Raw genomic sequence first — 18,903 nt, forward strand, 5'->3', positions numbered from 1 at the left:
TTATTAGGTTTTGCGTAACACATTTATTTGGCAATATTATAAACATATTAACTGCCGTTTTTCAAGAGTTTTTTATCATAAAAGAAATATAATATTACAAAACTACCTGTCTATAATCTTGTTCTTCTGCCTGTACTCCCGCGGCGACACCCCATATACCCCCTTAAATGCCCTGGAAAAATGCAAAAGGTTGGGATAACCCACAGACAGCCCAATATCGCTGACCGAATCGTCGCTGATAATCAGAGCATCCGCCGCCTTGGTCATCCGGTAACGGATTAAGAACTCCTGGGGCGACTGCCCTACCACCTTCTTGAATACCTTTCCGAAATAGCTGCGGTCTAACTGACATTTTTTTGCAATATCCTCCACCGTAATATCCTGGTCATAGTTATGCTCAATATACACCACCGCCTCCCTTGCATAGAACTCGCTGAGCTTCCCGCCCTGAAGCTGCTTCTTAGACGCAGAGTACTTAATCAGGCAGTCCAAAAATAAATAAAGATGCCCAATCATCTCCATATTGGAGGCGTTCTGGCTTTTCACAATGGTGAGCATCCTCTCCTGAAGGGTCTCCCCATACTCTGGAGACGCCAGACGATACACAGGCGACTTGTGTGACAGCCCCGCAAGCTCTACGCACTCCTTGGCCCGAAGCCCGCCGAATTCCACCCATACATACTCCCATGGCTGGTCATTGTCCGCAAAGTAGGTAGTGACATGTCCCGGCTCGATAAGAAATCCGTTCCCTGCTTCGATGTTATGGGGAACCGCCTCCCCCCTCTCGTCGTTGGCATGCAGACATCCCTTTCCTGAGATTACATAATGGAACAGATAATTATTCCGCACGTAAGGTCCAAAAGAATGTAGTGGTTCACACTTCTCATACCCATATTGGTATATTGTCAGGTCCATAAAACGCTCGTCCTGAAACACAGAAAACAAATGATTCGTCATTTTGCGTTTCCCCGCCTTTCTGATAGTTTCCTGGATTTTCGTGATATTGCTCAAAACTCACCCCCTTTTTTTATAAAAAATCACGAAAATTCATTTATTTTTAATATTATATACCATAATACGTCTATACTTCAATATTTTCTTCATTATCTCGCATTATGATAAAATCCCGCCTCATCTAAACATTTACCTTTGCATAGCAAACTGCTATCATTTTACCAGTAAATACATAAAAATTCATGCAACTTAACGAAAGCATGAAGGAAAAAGGAGAGGTGTGGAATGAAAAAGAGAGTAATTGCCACAACACTTGTGGCAGCAATGCTGATTGGGACCGCTTTTTCAGCTAGTGGCTGCAGCTCCGAAGGCAGCTCTGACGGAAAAACCCATATCACCATGCTTCAGTACAAGCCGGAGGCTGTTAAGGCTTTCGAGAAGATGGAGGCCGAATTCAATGCGACACATGATGATATCGTGTTGAAGATCGAGTCCCCCAACGATGCCATGACTGTACTGAAAACACGTTTGATCAAGGAGGATGCTCCGGACATCATCGGAATCGGCGGTGACGTCAACTATTCAAACTTCCTTGACGCCCAGATACTGATGGATATTTCAGATTTTGAAGGGCTTTCCCTGATCAAACAGGCCTACCTGGACATCGACAAGAACCTGGAATTCGTTCCGATGGACGGCGTATACGCTGTTCCTTACGTGGCAAATGCCGCAGGCGTACTCTATAACAGAGAGATGTTCAAGAAAAACAAGTGGGAAGTTCCAACCACATGGCAGGAATTCATGGATCTGTGCGACGAGATAAAGGCTTCCGGACAGCAGCCTTTATACTTTGGTTACAAAGACGTATGGACATGTCTGGCGCCATGGAACGCACTTGCCTGTGACCTGGCTCCTGCAGATGTCTGCCGTCAGGTAAACAAAGGCGAAACGAAGTTTATCGACGAGTACCCGGAAGTTGCCGAGAAGATGCTTGAACTTCTTGACCATGCACAGGACGATCCGTTTGCGTACAACTACAATGACGCATGTACTGCATTTGCAAACGGTGAATCCGCAATGTACTGTATCGGAAGCTACGCTGTTCCGCAGATCCAGTCTGTAAATCCAGATATGGATATCGATTCCTTCGTTATGCCGGGATGCGACAACGCAGATGATAACGTCCTGAACTCTGGTGTTGACCTTCAGTTCTGCGTTACAAATCAATGTAAGAACAAGGAGGCTGCCTATGAGGTACTTGAGTTCATGTTAGAGGACTCTACCATCCAGACATACTTAGACGATCAGAATGCCGTTCCTTGTAAAGACACAGAATTCGAGCTTTCACCGACTCTTGACGGCATGGTTGACTACATCAATGAAGGCAAGATGGTTGACTACCAGGATCACTACTATCCGGCAGAGATGAGTGTGGACGCCCAGATCCAGACCTTCTTATTAGACGGCGACGTAGAGAAGTTCCTGAACAAGTTCGACACAGACTGGATACGTTACAACCGTGACATCATCCGCAAAGTACAGGAATACGAGGAAAAGGGAGGGAATGAATAATGAATAAAAAATTAAGCAGAAACCAGACCTTTTTATTAATTACAGTTCCGATCCTGGCATTGTTCTTCTGCTTCAACACTCTGCCACTGATCAAGGGCCTGATCTACAGCTTCACGAACTTCAAAGGCTTCGGAAGCTACGACTGGGTAGGTATGCGTAACTATGCCGATTTATTTACGGACGCCCGTGTAGGGAAATCCTATCTCTTTACCTTCAAATTCGCAATTTTGGCAACTGTCCTGACCAATGTAATCGCTCTGCTCCTTGCATTGGGATTAAATGGTAAGATTAAGGCCAAGAGCGCATTGAGGGGTATGTATTTTGTTCCGAGAATCCTTGGCGGACTGGTTGTAGGTTACATCTTCGGATACATTTTCACCTACATCCTGCCTGCACTGACAGGAACCGGAAGTATGCTTTCCAACACCAAGACCGCATGGATTGCTATCGTAATCGTCGCTGCATGGCAGTCTATTGCACAGACCACTCTCATCTATATCTCCGGTCTGCAGACCGTTCCAGAGGATGTATATGAGGCAGGCGCCATCGACGGCGCTACCGGATGGTTAAGCTTTAAGTCCCTGACTTTCCCGCTGATCATCCCATTCTTCAGCATTAACATGGTATTAAGTATGAAAGACTTCCTGATGGTATTCGACCAGATCATGGCGTTGACCAAGGGTGGTCCTGCACAGAGTACTGAGTCCATCTCCTACCTGATTTACAACAATGGTATGGGCGGCGGACAGTTCGGCTTCCAGAGCGCTAACGCAGTAATCTTCTTCATCGTAATCGTTGCGATCTCTGTAGCTCAGCTTACTATTACAGGAAAGAAGGAGGAACAGTTATAATGAAACAGAAAAATAAAGTTGCGGCTACCACTAATTGGCCGCTTACCATCCTTTTGATTGTTGGCTGTCTGACTGTTATCTTCCCGCTTTACATGGCGCTGGTGATTGCTTTTAAGAAGCCGTCAGAGATGACCAACGACATTGCCGGAGCGTTAAGCCTTCCAAAATCCTGGAGCCTTGAGAACTTTGCAGAAGCAATGCGCGTCACAGACTTCTGGCACTCTCTGGGATACAGCGTTATGATTACAGTCGTAACCGTAGTACTTGCCATCTTAATCCACTCTCTTGCCGGATATGCAATCGGAAGAAGTATGGCTAAGAGCAAATTCTACAAAGTGTCTTACCTTTACATCGTAAGCGGTATGTTCGTACCTTTCGCCATCCTGATGATGCCTCTGGTAAAGCAGACTGCGCAAATGGGTATTGACAACTGGTTCGGAGTTATTATATGCTACCTTGTGTTCTATATGCCGATGAACGTAATGCTTTACTCCGGCTACTTAAAGAACATTCCAATCGCACTGGAGGAGGCTGCCTTTGTGGACGGCGCTACTACATGGTCTACATACTGGAAGATTATCTTCCCGATTATGACGCCAATGCACGCTACGGTTGCCGTACTGACAGCCCTGGGAACCTGGAACGATGTCATGACACCTCTTGTTATTATGTCCGGTACAGGAGTCAACACATTGCCTTTAGCACAGTTGACATTCCAGACACAGTTCGGTACGAACTACAACCTGGCATTTGCCTCTTACCTGCTGGCGCTGTTGCCAATCCTGATCTTCTACCTGGTATGCCAGAAGCAGATCATCAACGGTGTCGTAAACGGTGCGGTAAAATAATTTCAAACTACACTTTTCAATGGGGGCAAACTTATGGCGATATTATTTGACAGCACAAACCGATTATTTACATTACAGACAGACCATAATATGTACCAGATGAAAGCAGACAGGTATGGAGTATTACTCCATACCTGGTTTGGTATGAAGGGTTCTGCTTTCGACTACTCCTACCGGATTGCATACGCAGACCGAGGGTTCTCCGGCAATCCTTACGATGCAGGAGACGATCGGACTTATTCTCTGGACGCACTTCCACAGGAATTTCCTGCATATGGAAGCGGCGACTATCGTTCCAGCGCCTTAAAAGTCCGCTATCCGGACGGAACCTCTGCCTGTGATCTGCGTTATCTGAAACATGAAATCAGGGCGGGTAAGTATTCTCTACCTGGGCTTCCAGCGCTCTATGATGAAGCACAGAATTCAGATACCTTGATCATCACTCTGGAGGATATTCGCCGCATGTTCTATGTCCATCTCTACTATGGCGTCATGGAAGACCTGGACATTATCACACGGGCTGTCTGTGTTGAAAACCACAGTAACGAAGACATTTACCTGGAAAACATCCAAAGCGTATGTGTCGATTACCTTTACGGCGACTTTGACCTTCACACCTTCTATGGCCGCCATGTAAAGGAGCGCAACTGCCAGCGCACCCCTGTAAGACACGGAATCCAATCCGTAGGCAGCACACGGGGAACTTCAAGCCACCAGTACAATCCTTTCCTGATTCTGTCAAACCATGACACCACAGAGGATAATGGAAGCTGCTATGGCTTTTCCTTCCTGTACAGCGGAGACTTCATTGGAAGCGCGGAGCTTGACCAGTATGACCAGACAAGATTCCTCCTGGGAATCCATCCCGACAATTTCTGTTACTGCGTCAAACCGCAGGAACGCTTCTACTCTCCTGAAGCTGCCATGGCATACTCAGACCATGGGCTTGGCAAACTGTCACGCATCTTCCACAGGGCATACAGAAACCACCTGTGCCGTGGAAAATGGACCACAACAAGGCGGCCAGTCCTGTTAAATGACTGGGAAGGCGTATATTTTGATTTTGACGGAGACAAGCTGATTCAGATGGCAAAAGACGCGTCAGAGCTTGGAATAGAGCTTTTTGTCATGGACGACGGATGGTTCGGCAAACGCGACCTGGATGTATCCGGCCTGGGCGACTGGGTCGTAAACGAAAAGAAGCTGGGATGTACCTTAAAAGAGATTTCAGATCAAATTCACGCTCTCGGCTTACAGTTTGGAATCTGGTTTGAGCCTGAGGGCATTAACGAGGACAGCGACCTTTACAGAGAACATCCTGAATGGGCAATGCAGATTCCTGGAAAGCTTCCCACCCGTTCCCGCCAGCAGCTTTTGCTTGACTTTTCCAGGGAGGATGTGAGAGACTACATCTTCACCCATATCTGCCAGGTCCTTGATTCTGCCAGAATCGAATACCTAAAATGGGACTTAAATCGCAGCCTGTCTGACCTCTACAGCGCAGTTCTTCCAAGGGAAAGGCAAGGCGAGGTAATGCACCGTTATGTCCTTGGCCTTTATGACATGCTTGAGAAGCTGATTAATCGTTATCCGGACATGCTGATTGAAGGGTGCAGCGGCGGCGGCGGACGCTTCGACGCCGGAATGCTCTATTATACGCCCCAGATTTGGTGCAGCGACGATACAGACGCCATCGAACGGCTCAGTATCCAGTACGGCACCTCCTTTGGCTATCCTGTCAGCACCATGGGCTCACATGTCTCTCACTGCCCCAACGAGCAGACCAGAAGGATTGCCCCCCTTAACACACGGGCGACCGTCGCCATGTCAGGCACCTTCGGATACGAGCTGGACGTAAATAAAATGTCCGAGGAAGAAAAAGAAATCGTCAAAACTCAGATTCAGGAATTCAAAGAATACTATGACTTAATCCAGTATGGCGATTACTACCGGCTCACTAATCCGGATGCAGTAGAGGCATACCACGGATGGGAATTTGCCGCCCCAGACGGAAGCGAGGCCCTTCTGTGCATCGTAGCCCTTCAAATCCATCCCAACGGGCCAGGACGCTGGATGCGTCTAAAGGGGCTTAAAAAAGACAGCATTTACACAGTTGACGGAAAGGAATATGCAGGAGACGTCCTGATGAACGGGGGACTGCTGCTGCCAACAGCAACCGAGGAATATGAAAGCTTCCGCATCCATATTGTAGAAAACCACTAACTGAATAGACAATACGAAAGCTGCTGTGATAAATCTTACAATATACACCAGGATACACCTGATCTATTGTGAGATATGTCACGGCAGCCCCATTCCTTTAATCGACCTTATAAAATCTTCTGTTACTTTTCCAGACACTTCGCCAAATACCCCCGTACTTCTTCCTTTGACATATCTAACGCAACTGCCAGCTCCCCGAACAGGAACTTCTCTGCAATGCCCAGATATTTTTCATCTACGTTGACGGATTTCTTTCCAGATGCAATACGGCTCATCTTGCGCAAATAAGACGTCTTGATCAGAGAAACCCATTCTCTGCACTGATTCTTAAGAAGCGCTTCCTTATAATATACCTCCCGCTTCTTTTCATCCGTAACGCCAATCGTCTCAATGCTTCCCATGTTTCCAATTAACTCCTTCGCTTCCTCACAGGAGATCAACTCCCTGATCTGCTTCTTCTCGTTCTCCACAGGTGTATACAGAGTTCCTTTGGCATTATAGAGCGGCTTCAGCGTATAATATTCCTTCTGCTTGTCCGAACAGCTCATATTAAGCCGCCCAATATCCTTTACCTCACAGACACCCTCCTTATAATGTGCCACATAATCACCGATTTTGAACATAAACAACCTCCTCTTTGTTCTGACATTAATATACTAACAGAAAAGATTAAAAAACGGCGCACAATCCTAGCAGCTTCCCCCCTTGTTGCCTTCAGATTGTACGCCAGTATGTCTGGAGTTACACCTATGAAATTACATAATTCCCAATGACATATAATCCTTCTTATTATTTATTATATCACGAATAAACTACAAATGTAAGGATTATTTTCAGAAAATCTTATATTTGTCTAATTTTTATCTGATATTGGTAAGGTTGTTCTTTAATATTATCCATAAGAAAAGGCATATCCGACAATTTTTGATTAAAATTTTCTTTTTTTGTACAAATATATGGAAAGAATAAGAAAAAAATTGTATAATATCCATATCATGTAACACAAATGGAAAGAGAGGACTCACTATGAAGCAAAATACTATGTTAGCGATGATTTTGGCCGGTGGACGTGGCTCCAGACTGCATGACCTTACCAATAAGGTAGCGAAGCCGGCTGTATCATATGGTGGAAAGTACCGCATTGTTGATTTCCCGTTAAGCAACTGTGCCAACAGCGGCATCGATGTAATCGGTGTACTGACACAATATGAATCCGTTTTATTGAACAGTTACGTTGCAGCCGGACGCCGCTGGGGTCTGGATGCCAAGGACAGCGGTGTCTATGTACTTCCGCCCCGTGAGAAGGCTGACGCCAATCTGGATGTTTACCGTGGAACCGCAGATGCGATTTCACAGAACATTGACTTTATTGATACCTACTCTCCGGAATACCTGCTCGTCCTTTCCGGCGACCACATCTACAAAATGAATTACGCCAAGATGCTTGCTGAGCACAAGGCCAACAATGCTGACGCTACCATCGCCGTAATCGAGGTGCCGTTTAAGGAGGCAAGCCGTTTCGGTATTATGAATACAGACGAGGAAGGCCATATCCTTGAATTTGAGGAGAAGCCTGAGCATCCAAAGAGCAATCTCGCTTCAATGGGTATCTATATCTTTACCTGGAAGCCTCTGCGCAAGCTTCTGGTTGCTGACATGAAGAATCCGGATTCTAACCACGATTTCGGTAAGGATATTATTCCCCAGCTTCTGGCTGACCACAAGACTCTGTATGCATACAAGTTCAAAGGCTACTGGAAAGACGTAGGAACCATTGATTCTCTGTGGGAAGCTAACATGGACCTTCTGGACACGAACAATGAGCTTGACCTAAACGACCCCACATGGAAGATTTATACAGAGGACGTTACTACCCTGCCTCACTATGTAGGACCTGAAGCCAGCATTAAGCGTGCTTTTATCACCCAGGGCTGTATCATCGAAGGCGAGGTTAAGAATTCCGTTCTTTTCACAGGAGTGGAGGTTGGAGAAGGAGCACGGGTAATCGACAGTGTTCTGATGCCTGGCGCCAAGGTTGAAGCCGGTGCCGTTGTACAGCGCGCGCTCGTAGCCGACGGTGTGAAGATCGGCAGAGAGGCAGTCGTTGGAAGCGCCAACAGCGAACACATCGAACTTGTGGCAAAACGTGTAAAGGGGGTAGAATAATATGAGTAAAGCATTAGGAATCGTTAATTTTTCCGGAAATCATATCTGGGTGAAGGGAATGGAAGAATACCGTCCAATTGGAGCCTTCTCTTTCCTGGGCAGATACCGTGTAATTGACTTCCCTATTTCAAATATGAGCAACAGCGGCATTGACCGCATCCAGGTATATATTAGAAGAAAGCCTCGCTCACTGGTAGAGCATCTTGGTACTGGACGTCATTACAACATTAACTCCAAGCGCGGACGGCTGCACATCCTCTTCTCAGAGTCCAAGGGTGACAATGACCTCTACAACACGGACATTGCTGCATTTTCTGCAAATGTAGAATGCATCGAGCGTTCTCATCAGCCTTATGTTGTAATTGCACCCAGCTATATGGTTTACTCCGCAGATTTCAAAACCCTGCTTGCGAACCATATCGAATCAGAGGCAGATATTACGCTTCTGTACCACAGTGTAGACAATGCAAGGGAGTCCTTCCTGAACTGTAACGCTTTGAACCTGAACCGCCAGAAGGGTGTCTTGTCATTAGAGCCCAACCGAGGCAATGCCAAGAATAGGAACATTTTCATGGATACATATATCATGAAGAAGGATTTATTCCTTGACCTGATTAAGAAGGCGAAATCCTTATCCTCCATGTACACACTGGCAGATATCGTCAACAATGCCTGTGAGGAGTTGGATGTACGGGGTATCTCCCACAGAGGATATTTTGCATCCATCACGGATCTTAACAGCTTCTACAATGCCAATATTGAGCTGATTGATACTAAGAGGGCAACAGGTCTGTTCGACGACGAATGGCCGGTATACACCAGGACCAATGATTCCTGCCCAACACAGTACTTTGATACCGCAGACGTCAAGAGTTCCGTGGTATCCAACGGCTGTCTGATTGAAGGAACCGTCGAGAATTCCGTAATCGGACGCGGCTGTATCATCAAGAAAGGCGCAGTAGTGAAGAACAGCGTCGTGTTACCGGGCGCCCTTGTGGGGAATGACGTTATGATTGACTGTCAGGTGGTTGACAAGCACGCGAAGATTATCCACGCTAAAGAGATTATCGCTGATCCTGCGACTCCAGGATACATCAGACGTGAAGATACATTGTAAATGAGAATAAAAGGCTGCCGCATATCAACTCACGCGGCAGCCTTTTAGAAAAGTATGCCCAAGGGCACACTGTAACACATGCTTCTTTTCTCTATATCTGATCAATCACCTTCTGTACAAACGGCAGCGCAGCCCCCATTGCCGACGCCTCACCCTTTACCTTACAGATTTTCAGATAATCACTCTCCTTCTCAAAAGGATTCTTCTCAATCACACGCTTTTTTAATTCCTCAAGATAGGGCTCAAGATAGGCGCCCACATATCCCCCCAATATAATCTTACAATCAAACAGCATCCGTATATTATTAATGCCAAGGGCAAGATATCTTAAATAATTCTCCCATATATCCATACATTCCTGATCTCCCCTGTTCAAGCTCTCAAAAAAAGCGCCTAAATCACCGTCCGTATGCTCTGACAGGACGGTGGCGTTACAATACACATCCAGACATCCCTTCTGCCCACAAAAACAAGGCTCACCCTCCGGCTCAAGGGTCATATGTCCAATCTCTCCGCTTTTGGCCCTCTCCCCCCTGTATACCTGCCCATTGATTAAAATCGCGCCGCCTACACTGTTATTCAGGCTGACGTAAAAAGAATCCGGTATCACATTCCCAATATGAGCCTCCGCGTACCCCGCCGCATCAGCGTCATTGTAAAGCTCAGCCTCATATGGAATAAAGCCTGCCAATTCCTTACAGGTCATACCAGTAAAATTCAGGCTCTTTCCGTAGAAGATCTTATCTCCCTCTAAGGTAATCAACCCCGGCACCGCGATTCCCACTCCTGCAACCTGTTCCTCCTTAAGCTTTAAACATTCCACAGTCTCATCCACTAATTCTGACAAATACTTAGAATATTGGCTGCTACGCTCAAAAAGACGTCGAACTTTTTTCCTGTATATAGCCTCGCCGTTTAGATTGACACATACAATGATTATGTGGTTTTTCGTGATATCAATGCCAATAGCAACCCTTACATCTTCGCAAATCGAATACACGGTGGCACGTCTGCCAACCGTCTTCCCCACCAAGCCGGATTCCCTTATATAACCGTCCTCCATAAGCTCTGATAAATTCTGATTCACGGTAGGAAGGCTTAACTGAAGGGTATACGCCAATTCCTTTCTGGACACGTTCCCCTTTTCCCGTATCAAATTATATATTCTTGCTCTGTTCACTCTTTTTGTATCAAACAAATTCTGTCCGCTATGATCCATACCCATCGAGCCTGTCAGGTCTCTTTCTCCTTATATCTTTTATATATTTTACAAAATCACTTTCTATAATAGCATCATACCTTTTTCTTAACATACTGTCAACAAAAAACAGACCAGATTCCACATAGAATCCGGCCTGTGTTATAATTGGCTTAAACTAACCCTTTTTGCTGATTAAGTTAAGATTACTCATTGCCACAGCAAACAAAAATACGACTCCCTTGATAATCCATTGCCAGTATTCCAGTACGCCGCACATAACCAGTCCGTTTGAAAGTATACCGATAATGAACGAGCCAATCATTACATTCATCACGAACCCTTTGCCTCCCTGAAGGATGACGCCTCCAAGAACTGTGGCTGTCAGTACGTCCATGGCAAAATCTGAGCCAATGGAGGGCTGCCCTGTTCCCAGCCTCGCCATCATAAGGATTCCCGCGATTCCCGCCGTCACCGCCGACATCACAAATGTGCTGATTACATACTTATTGGTCTTAATCCCCGACAGCCTGGCTGCCTCTTTATTGCCTCCTACCGCATAGATACGCCTGCCTATATAGGTCTTATTCAGTACAATATATCCGCAGATAAACGCGATCACCATAATTATCAAAGGAAATGGAATAATTCCTAATATAAAGCCCTGGCCAAGAAATTTATAACTATCCGTCAATCCACTGATTGAGCTTCCCCCTGTCATCAGGTAGGTAAACCCTTTTATAATGATTTGCATAGCTAGGGTACAGATTAATGAAGGAATCTTGAATACGGTTGTCAGCGTTCCGGAGACCAGGCCAAAGACTGCGGATACCCCAATAATAATCACAAATACCACCGCCAAAGGCATATGATATCTAACAACCAGCTCTGCGCTCAGACAGCCGGTAAAGGCAAGGATTGAGCCTACAGAGATATCAATCTCCCCCATGAGCAATACCATAGTCATTCCAACCGCGGCAATTCCAGTAAACGACACCTGACGCCCTACCAGGAACAGATTATCAATGGTCAAAAAATTAGCGCTCGCCAATGAAAAAATAATGAATTCTATCACCAGTATAAATATAATGCCAAACTTTTCGTAAAATTCTATAAAACTAAATGACTTCTCTTTCTTCATATATTTTCTCCTTTACATCACATACCGGAGGCTTTGCGCAATACAAGTTCCTGAGTCGCATCTTTATATCCAAGCTCTCCCGTCATTCTTCCTTCATACATTACCAGAATGCGGTCGCTTAAGTTCAGTATCTCCGACATCTCCGAAGAAATCAGAATCACGCTTTTTCCTTCTTTTTTTAACCGAAACAAAAAGTCGTAAATCTCTTTTTTCGCACCAACGTCAATTCCTCTGGTGGGCTCGTCAAAAATCAAAATGTCACACTTTGTAGCCAGCCATTTTGCCAGCACTACCTTCTGCTGATTTCCTCCTGACAGGCTTTCCACCGGCTGCTTTACAGACTGAAGCTTAATATTGAGCATGTTAATCTCTTTGTCAAGCAGCGCCTTTTCTTTCTTATTGTTTACCAGAAGCCGACCGGCAAGCTCTTGAATCACCACCAAAGAAATATTGTCAGAAACCGACTGCCAAAGCATAACCCCCTGCCTTTTTCTATCCTCTGGTATCAATCCGATTCCATGCCTGATTGCCTGAAGGGGGGACTTCACCTTAACCTTTTTACCTTTTATATATATCTCTCCCTCAGTGATGGTATCTGCGCCAAAGATTGCCCTGGCTGTCTCTGTTCTTCCTGCCCCCACTAATCCGGCAATTCCAAGTATCTCACCCTGCTTAAGTTCAAAGCTTACGTTTTTAAGCTTGCCGTTTGTTAAGCCTTCTACTTTTAAAACTGTCTTTGTACCGTCACACTCCGCCTCCAAAAGCCTCTTAGGAAACTCTTGGGATAATTCCCGCCCAATCATTAATCTGATTAATTCTTCCTTGGTCGTCCCTTTGGTGTCCAAAGACGCGATGTAATTTCCGTCCCTTAAAACAGTAATTCTGTCACAGATTTGAAAAATTTCTTCAAGACGGTGGGAAATATAAATCATGGAGATTCCTCTGTCCTTTAGCTTGCCCAATACCCGAAAAAGGAGCTCAATCTCTTTCGTCGTAAGCGGAGCGGTAGGCTCGTCTAAAATCAGCAGCCTGCTGTCCTCCAAAAGGGCTTTTGCAATCTCAACCAACTGGCAGTAAGCCACCGAAATATCCTTGATTTTTTCTGTACAATCAATGTCAACTCCCATCTCGCGAAAGATATTCCTGCTCATCTCCATCATCTTGTTCTTATCCGTAAAGATTCCTTTTCTAATCTCTTTTCCCACAAAAAGATTCTCGTAAACCGTCATCTCTGATATCAGGTTAAATTCCTGATATACCATCGTCACCCCTTCCTCCTTGGCTTTCTTTGGGGTAAGTCTGTTATAGGCGGTTCCCCGAATTACGATGGTCCCCTCCGTCGGCTCCACGGCGCCTGCAATCATCTTGCAAAGCGTTGATTTTCCGGCGCCGTTTTCTCCGATTAGGGCATGGATTTCCCCTTTTTTGATTTCCATGCTGACTCTGTTTAAGACAATGGTTCCGGAATAACTTTTTGTCAGATTTTCTATACCCAGCATAGATTCCTTATCCATAGCAGCTTCCTTTCCCAATTACTCTTTTACATACTCCGCAATCTCTGGTGATAATTCATACTTCGGTTCTCTTGACCTGTATTCTTTTACATTGTCAACAGTAATAGCTGTGGTTTCAATAGGAAACGGATCGTCATATTCCATACCCAGAACAATCTTCACCATATTTTCTACCCAATAAAACCCAATTTCAGAGACAAATTTATCATTTCCCACAGTACAGCGGTATACACTGTCACTCTCAACATAATCCAACACCGTATCCGTACCGTCGCAGGAGCCTAAAAACATGTTTGTTGTGTCTAGTCCTGACTGTTTGATTGCCTCATAGGCCCCGATTCCAAGCTCATCATTATATACCAATACAACATCCGTGTCCGGATTCGCCTGCAGTGCAGATTCTACAGAGTCAATGGCATCCGACGCGCTTGTAGCCTCCACGGTATTCCAGGTAAGGTTATCTTCTCCGCAGGTATCGTTAATCTTTTCCGTCCATCCCTTACAGCGCTCAACCGCGCTTTCCTCCAAAGATGTGGTTACACTTAAAATTTTCGCCTTTCCATCAAGCTTGTCCTTAATCCAAGCAGACGCTGTCTCCCCCAGCTTCTCGCCCCACTCGTACTCATTATATCCAAAATACGTGGTGGCGCCCACGGTGGTATCATATGGATAGATGCCCACCGGAATATCTTTATCCATGGCATGTTTTAACGTGTCCTTCATCGTTTCAACGGAAATGCACTGACACAAGATACCGTCTACATTCTGGGAAATATAATTCTCTACGTTGGTAACCTGTTTGTCCGGCTCCATATTGCCCCCGTCAGTGATGATAATATTTACTCCTGTCTGCTCCTTAAACTCCTTATAACCCACAACCAGGTTTGCCATAAATTCATGCTGCAAAGACATTACGCTTGCACCAATATTAATCTCCGACAAATCTTCCTTTTTTGTCTTTTCTTCTTTTTTATCATCTTTTTGCACCGTCGAATCCATGCTGCAGCCCGCTGCAAGGCTAAGACACAGTAACATTGCGATTGCTGAACTTATCATTTTCTTTTTCATAGCTTTTCCTCCTAATCGTAATATCCTTCTGTTGATTTCTTCAATGCTTTAAATTGCTCCATATCATGTCCAAAAAGAATCTTTGATTCTGTTTCGCGGGCATACTCTACAATCTTCTTCGCGGTGCGCTTATATCCCAGAGAATCATATAAGATGCCCGGCACCTTAATCTCCGGCTCAATATTCTCTCTGCAATAGAGCGCGTCCGCAGCCACCAGCAGATTCCCCGTATTTTTTAGCTCTACTTTCATTCCAAGCATCCCGAAGGAATGTCCTGACCCCCAGTTCAGGATTGTTACCCCTGGTATCAATTCATATTCCGCTACCTCATCCCCCAACGTCTTCCAGTTCAAGCCTGCATCTATAAACCTTCTGATATCAGAAGGTACATGCACATCCAAATCCCGATTGGTTGCATAACCTTTTAATGTCTGAACCAGTTCATTTTCATTGACAAAAATCTGGGAATCCGTAAAATGATATAAATTGCCGGCATGGTCTACATGTAAATGTGAAATAATCACATAGTCTATATCCTTTGCCTCTAATCCCAACTGCCCTAAGCGATTCAGCAAATACTGTTCTTCTGTGACAAAGTATGGGCTCTGCTCTGGAATAAACTCTGGCCAGTTTTTCTTCCAATCTACATCGCATCCCGTATCAAACAGAATATTTCCATATTCACTGGTGATTAAGTATGCTTGAATGGGAATGTCAATCCATTCATTCACAGGATTTCTGTCTGATGCTGTCGCCGCATTGGCTCCTGCGATAAAATAAGATTTATCCAGCGTCTCCCACCCATTATCCAGTATGTAAAATTTCATTGTGTCCATATTCCTTCTATCCTCTCCTCTCTACAGCTCATTTTAAAAAGCTCATAAATTTATCTCATATTTCCCCCCTTTCGCTCTTAATCTTCTGACTTTCTTATCTTATTTCTGATTATATATTTACAATATATTTTTGTCAATATATTTTGTAAAATTATTTTGTAAAATTAATATTTTAATTAAAGAGGGCTGCCGCAAATTTCTCACCAGCGCGGTAGCCCCTTCTATTATAGCCTATATATTTGCACAAAAATGGAGGGAATATATTCCATATTCCCTCCAAGGTACAATCCTTATACTATTGAATCTCTCTTATCTTCTTGCGAAGGGCAAGCACCTGGTTAGGCGCTACCGAAAGCTCGTCGATTCCAATCTGTATCAAATACTCGGTCATCTCCAAATCCGCCGCCATATCGCCGCATATGCTGATATGCTTCTCTTCAAGATGTACATTATTCGTGATAATCCGAATCATCTTAAGGAGAGCTGAATGGTGGGGATTAAAATACCGTTCAAGCCTCTCGTTCTGCCGGTCCATTCCAAGGGTCAACTGCAGCAGATCATTGGTGCCGATGCTGAAAAAATCAACCTCTCTGGCAAGCTCGCCGCTAATCATAACCGCTGCCGGCGTCTCAATCATAACTCCTACCGGTATATCCGAATCAAAGGCAGTCTTCTCCTTCTTCAATTCCTTCTTTGCCTTCTCAAGCATCAGCTTCGCCAGCTTCACTTCCTCAATGGACGTAATCATAGGAAACATTATGGAAAGATTCCCGAAAGCAGAGGCCCGCAGTATCGCACGAAGCTGTGTCTTGAACACCTCCTCCTTGTCAAGAGACACACGAATCCCCCGATAACCGATGGCTGGATTAGGGTCCATCCCCAAGTCCAGACACTCTGCCATCTTATCTCCTCCTAAGTCTGCGGTACGAATAACCACCTTCTTAATCCCCATAGACTCAGCAGCCAGCTTGTACACCTGAAACTGATACTCCTCTGTGGGCGGCTTAGAACCGCTCTCCATATAGAGAAACTCACTCCGAAACAGACCAATCCCTCCTGCGTCACAACGCAGCACGTTCTCGATATCCTCCCGTGTCCCAATATTCGCACAGACATCAATCTTCTGACCGCTCTGGGTAATATTCTCCTTCCCCTTAAGACGCTCAAGATTCTGGGCCTGGGTATGGTTGGCATCCTGCTTCTGGCGCATCTTCGTAATCGTCGTGTAGTCTGGTTCAATATAAACCTTTCCCTCAAATCCGTCTACGATAATTGTCTTCCCCTCGTAGTCCTTCTTCAAAGCCTCTCCCAGCCCGATTACTGACGGTATGCCCTTTGTTCGGGCAAGCACCGCTGTGTGGGAGTTGATGGTTCCGTACCTGGTGACAAAACCCAGAACCTTCGTCTTGTCAAGCTGAACCGCTTCACTTGGATATAGCTCTCCTGCCGCCAGCACAAAAGGCTCATCCATCAGCATCTTATCTTTCCATCCTCTGGCAAGGGTATGCAAAAGTCGGTTTGTCACATCCTTGACATCCGCATCATGCCCCTGTATATAACCCTTATCATTCTCAACCGCCGTCGCCATAAGGTACTCCGCCGCATTCTGAATGGCGTACTCTGCATTCAGCTTCTGCTCAACAATGATGCCTGTCACCTTGTCAACCAGATCCTGATCCTCCAGTACCATCTCCTGCATCTCGAAGATTGCAGCGTTCGCCTCTCCCACCTCTTTTGACGCCGTCTCATATAACTCTTTCAATTCCTGCAGCGCCTTTTGACGTGCCTTCTGGAAACGCTGCACTTCCTTCTCAACATCTTTTACATAGATTCTCCGGATCTCCTTAGAATCTCGTTTATAAAAGGAAAGTTTGCCCATGGCGATTCCTTCCGATACCTTTTTCCCCGTCAATGTGATCATGCTCTTGTCCTCTGTTATCTCATTAATCATCCGATACCCTATACTTTACACTTTTACGGCCATTTCGTCAAGTAAAATGATGCCTCCACACCTACGGTTTTATAGTAAAAAATATAAAAAATGTTACCAAATCTCTTGACGCTTTTATAAATATATGCTAGTCTATTAGACAGTTATCTATAGATTTATTTTATAGATGCGGAGTTTCTAAATAACTTTAAGCTTGGAGGTATTGTCATGAAAGGTACAGTGAAATGGTTCAACAACCAAAAGGGTTACGGTTTCATTTCTGATGAAACCGGCAATGATGTGTTCGTGCACTATTCAGGGCTGAACATGGAAGGTTTCAAGTCTTTAGACGAGGGACAGAATGTTGAGTACGATGTAACAGAGGGCTCCAAAGGTCCTCAGGCTGTCAATGTAACAAAGATCTAATTAATGTAATGCAATGTAATTCTTATAATCGTAATTAATGTACCTTTTATATATTAAATAGCACTATGATTTAGATATTTAAAAGCAATACATGAAATTGAGATTATGAAAAGACCAGATAACTCTCAGTTATCTGGTCTTTTTCGTATCTTAAACTGGACGTTTACTCCCAAGGGATTAAGCACAACGCCTTCGCTTTCTGCCGGCAGAAGATTCGCAAGTTTATCTGCTTCTACCACCATAGCACGGAGCTTATTTGGTCCGTTAAACTTCTGAAATTCCTGGAAATCTGTGAACAATGGCTGGTACAGCTTACCATCCTTTCCTTTTAGGGCCGGAATTCCTTTATCTGCCCGAACTGCAAAGATATATTTACCTCTCCCAAAGTGTGCCAGCATTTCCTCATAAATTGACGTCAGTTCTTCCGTCATGGCCTTCCCCTGATTCTTATGGAGTCCCTGCATAAAATAGATTGCCGTTAGATGTAACTCTGGATTCTCCACCCATACCTGACCTTCAGGCAGTTTCTCAGGACGGTTTCGCGTAATCAGCTCATTTAACTGAACTGCCGTCCGGTCCGGCATCTTGTCATTTACCACGATACAGTTCACACCCATGGGATACAGACTGGTGTAAAAAGGAAGAAAACTCTTTTGCTCGACCTTGATGACCTGCACTAAGATTTTCTCCTCAAGCAGCTCCTTCGCCCGTCTCTTGGCGTCATCCACCCCATAAAACAGCAAAATCTGGTCGTCGTAGGTCTCAGAGTCACATTCCACGTAGGGCAGACGCGTACAGCCAGACATTAAAACGTAGACTGCTTCAGAGACTCTTAACATCTCCAAAGCCGTTTTCTTTATCTCCACACTCATTCTACTCTTTCCTTCAATAGCTTCTTTGTCAGCTTCTTCGCCTTTTTCTTGCATTTGCCGCAGCCCTTACCAACCTTCGTCTGCTTCTTTACCTCTTTGAAGGAATCGGCGCCGTCTTTTACAGCGTCCGCAATGTCGCCCTTCGTCACATTGCGGCATGAGCAGATTATTTTCTTGCGGTTCATGA

Annotated in this window: 17 protein-coding genes; 7 read left to right on the plus strand and 10 right to left on the minus strand. The window is 45.0% G+C overall.

What is annotated here, in order from left to right:
• Positions 1–102 precede the first annotated feature (102 nt).
• Entirely contained in the window at positions 103–957 is an 855-nt protein-coding gene (locus GN277_RS18435; RefSeq protein ID WP_159756920.1) for an AraC family transcriptional regulator, read from the minus strand.
• Between the two features lie 282 nt (positions 958–1,239).
• Here GN277_RS18435 and GN277_RS18440 point away from each other — a divergent pair, with 282 nt between their 5' ends.
• Genes GN277_RS18440 through GN277_RS18455 form a run of 4 tightly spaced genes read left to right on the plus strand, consistent with a single transcriptional unit; the run spans position 1,240 to position 6,448 of the window.
• Positions 1,240–2,526 (plus strand): ABC transporter substrate-binding protein, encoded by a 1,287-nt coding sequence (locus GN277_RS18440; protein ID WP_159752483.1) that lies wholly within the window; start codon positions 1,240–1,242, stop codon positions 2,524–2,526.
• The gene (locus GN277_RS18445) at positions 2,526–3,377 is read left to right on the plus strand and encodes a carbohydrate ABC transporter permease (RefSeq protein ID WP_159752485.1); all 852 of its coding nucleotides are present in this window, start codon (positions 2,526–2,528) and stop codon (positions 3,375–3,377) included. The genes GN277_RS18440 and GN277_RS18445 overlap by 1 nt, the downstream gene beginning before the upstream one ends.
• On the plus strand, positions 3,377–4,225 hold the full coding sequence (locus GN277_RS18450; protein WP_159752487.1) for a carbohydrate ABC transporter permease: 849 nt from the start codon (positions 3,377–3,379) through the stop codon (positions 4,223–4,225). Before GN277_RS18445 ends, GN277_RS18450 begins: the two co-directional genes overlap by 1 nt.
• 33 nt (positions 4,226–4,258) lie before the next feature.
• Complete coding sequence (locus GN277_RS18455) at positions 4,259–6,448, plus strand: alpha-galactosidase (protein ID WP_159752489.1); 2,190 nt, start codon at positions 4,259–4,261, stop codon at positions 6,446–6,448.
• 122 nt (positions 6,449–6,570) lie between these two features.
• On the opposite strand, the gene GN277_RS18460 is transcribed toward GN277_RS18455, so the two are convergent.
• Positions 6,571–7,071 carry a CarD family transcriptional regulator gene (locus GN277_RS18460; RefSeq protein ID WP_159752491.1) on the minus strand — a complete coding sequence of 167 codons (501 nt, stop codon included), beginning with the start codon at positions 7,069–7,071 and terminating at the stop codon, positions 6,571–6,573.
• A gap of 403 nt (positions 7,072–7,474) precedes the next feature.
• Between GN277_RS18460 and GN277_RS18465 the strand changes: the two genes are divergently transcribed.
• A complete protein-coding gene (locus GN277_RS18465; RefSeq protein ID WP_159752493.1) occupies positions 7,475–8,614 on the plus strand; it encodes a glucose-1-phosphate adenylyltransferase in 1,140 nt (379 codons plus the stop codon).
• A gap of 1 nt (position 8,615) precedes the next feature.
• Entirely contained in the window at positions 8,616–9,731 is a 1,116-nt protein-coding gene (glgD, locus tag GN277_RS18470; protein ID WP_159752495.1) for a glucose-1-phosphate adenylyltransferase subunit GlgD, read from the plus strand.
• A gap of 91 nt (positions 9,732–9,822) precedes the next feature.
• Here glgD and GN277_RS18475 read toward each other — a convergent pair whose 3' ends face one another.
• From GN277_RS18475 to ptsP, 6 genes are all read right to left on the minus strand, one after another.
• Positions 9,823–10,950: an ROK family transcriptional regulator gene (locus GN277_RS18475; protein WP_159752497.1), complete on the minus strand. Its 1,128-nt coding sequence runs from the start codon at positions 10,948–10,950 to the stop codon at positions 9,823–9,825.
• Between the two features lie 157 nt (positions 10,951–11,107).
• Complete coding sequence (locus GN277_RS18480; RefSeq protein WP_159752499.1) at positions 11,108–12,070, minus strand: ABC transporter permease; 963 nt, start codon at positions 12,068–12,070, stop codon at positions 11,108–11,110.
• 17 nt (positions 12,071–12,087) lie between these two features.
• Positions 12,088–13,584 carry a sugar ABC transporter ATP-binding protein gene (locus tag GN277_RS18485; protein WP_159752501.1) on the minus strand — a complete coding sequence of 499 codons (1,497 nt, stop codon included), beginning with the start codon at positions 13,582–13,584 and terminating at the stop codon, positions 12,088–12,090.
• 18 nt (positions 13,585–13,602) lie between these two features.
• Positions 13,603–14,652, minus strand: a complete 1,050-nt coding sequence (locus GN277_RS18490) for a sugar ABC transporter substrate-binding protein (protein WP_159752503.1) — start codon at positions 14,650–14,652, stop codon at positions 13,603–13,605.
• A gap of 11 nt (positions 14,653–14,663) precedes the next feature.
• Positions 14,664–15,488 carry an N-acyl homoserine lactonase family protein gene (locus tag GN277_RS18495; protein ID WP_159752505.1) on the minus strand — a complete coding sequence of 275 codons (825 nt, stop codon included), beginning with the start codon at positions 15,486–15,488 and terminating at the stop codon, positions 14,664–14,666.
• 295 nt (positions 15,489–15,783) lie between these two features.
• Positions 15,784–17,409 (minus strand): phosphoenolpyruvate--protein phosphotransferase, encoded by a 1,626-nt coding sequence (gene ptsP / locus GN277_RS18500; RefSeq protein WP_159756923.1) that lies wholly within the window; start codon positions 17,407–17,409, stop codon positions 15,784–15,786.
• A 237-nt stretch (positions 17,410–17,646) separates the two neighbouring features.
• Between ptsP and GN277_RS18505 the strand changes: the two genes are divergently transcribed.
• The gene (locus tag GN277_RS18505) at positions 17,647–17,844 is read left to right on the plus strand and encodes a cold-shock protein (RefSeq protein WP_159752507.1); all 198 of its coding nucleotides are present in this window, start codon (positions 17,647–17,649) and stop codon (positions 17,842–17,844) included.
• Between the two features lie 125 nt (positions 17,845–17,969).
• Here the strand turns inward: GN277_RS18505 and GN277_RS18510 are convergent, their stop codons facing one another.
• Together GN277_RS18510 and GN277_RS18515 are read right to left on the minus strand one after the other, a co-directional pair.
• Entirely contained in the window at positions 17,970–18,716 is a 747-nt protein-coding gene (locus GN277_RS18510; protein ID WP_159752509.1) for an SseB family protein, read from the minus strand.
• Positions 18,713–18,901: a (2Fe-2S)-binding protein gene (locus GN277_RS18515; RefSeq protein ID WP_159752511.1), complete on the minus strand. Its 189-nt coding sequence runs from the start codon at positions 18,899–18,901 to the stop codon at positions 18,713–18,715. Before GN277_RS18515 ends, GN277_RS18510 begins: the two co-directional genes overlap by 4 nt.
• Positions 18,902–18,903 lie beyond the last annotated feature (2 nt).

It is taken from the genome of Sporofaciens musculi (genome assembly GCF_009830285.1).
Taxonomy (GTDB): Bacteria; Bacillota; Clostridia; order Lachnospirales; family Lachnospiraceae; genus Sporofaciens; species Sporofaciens musculi.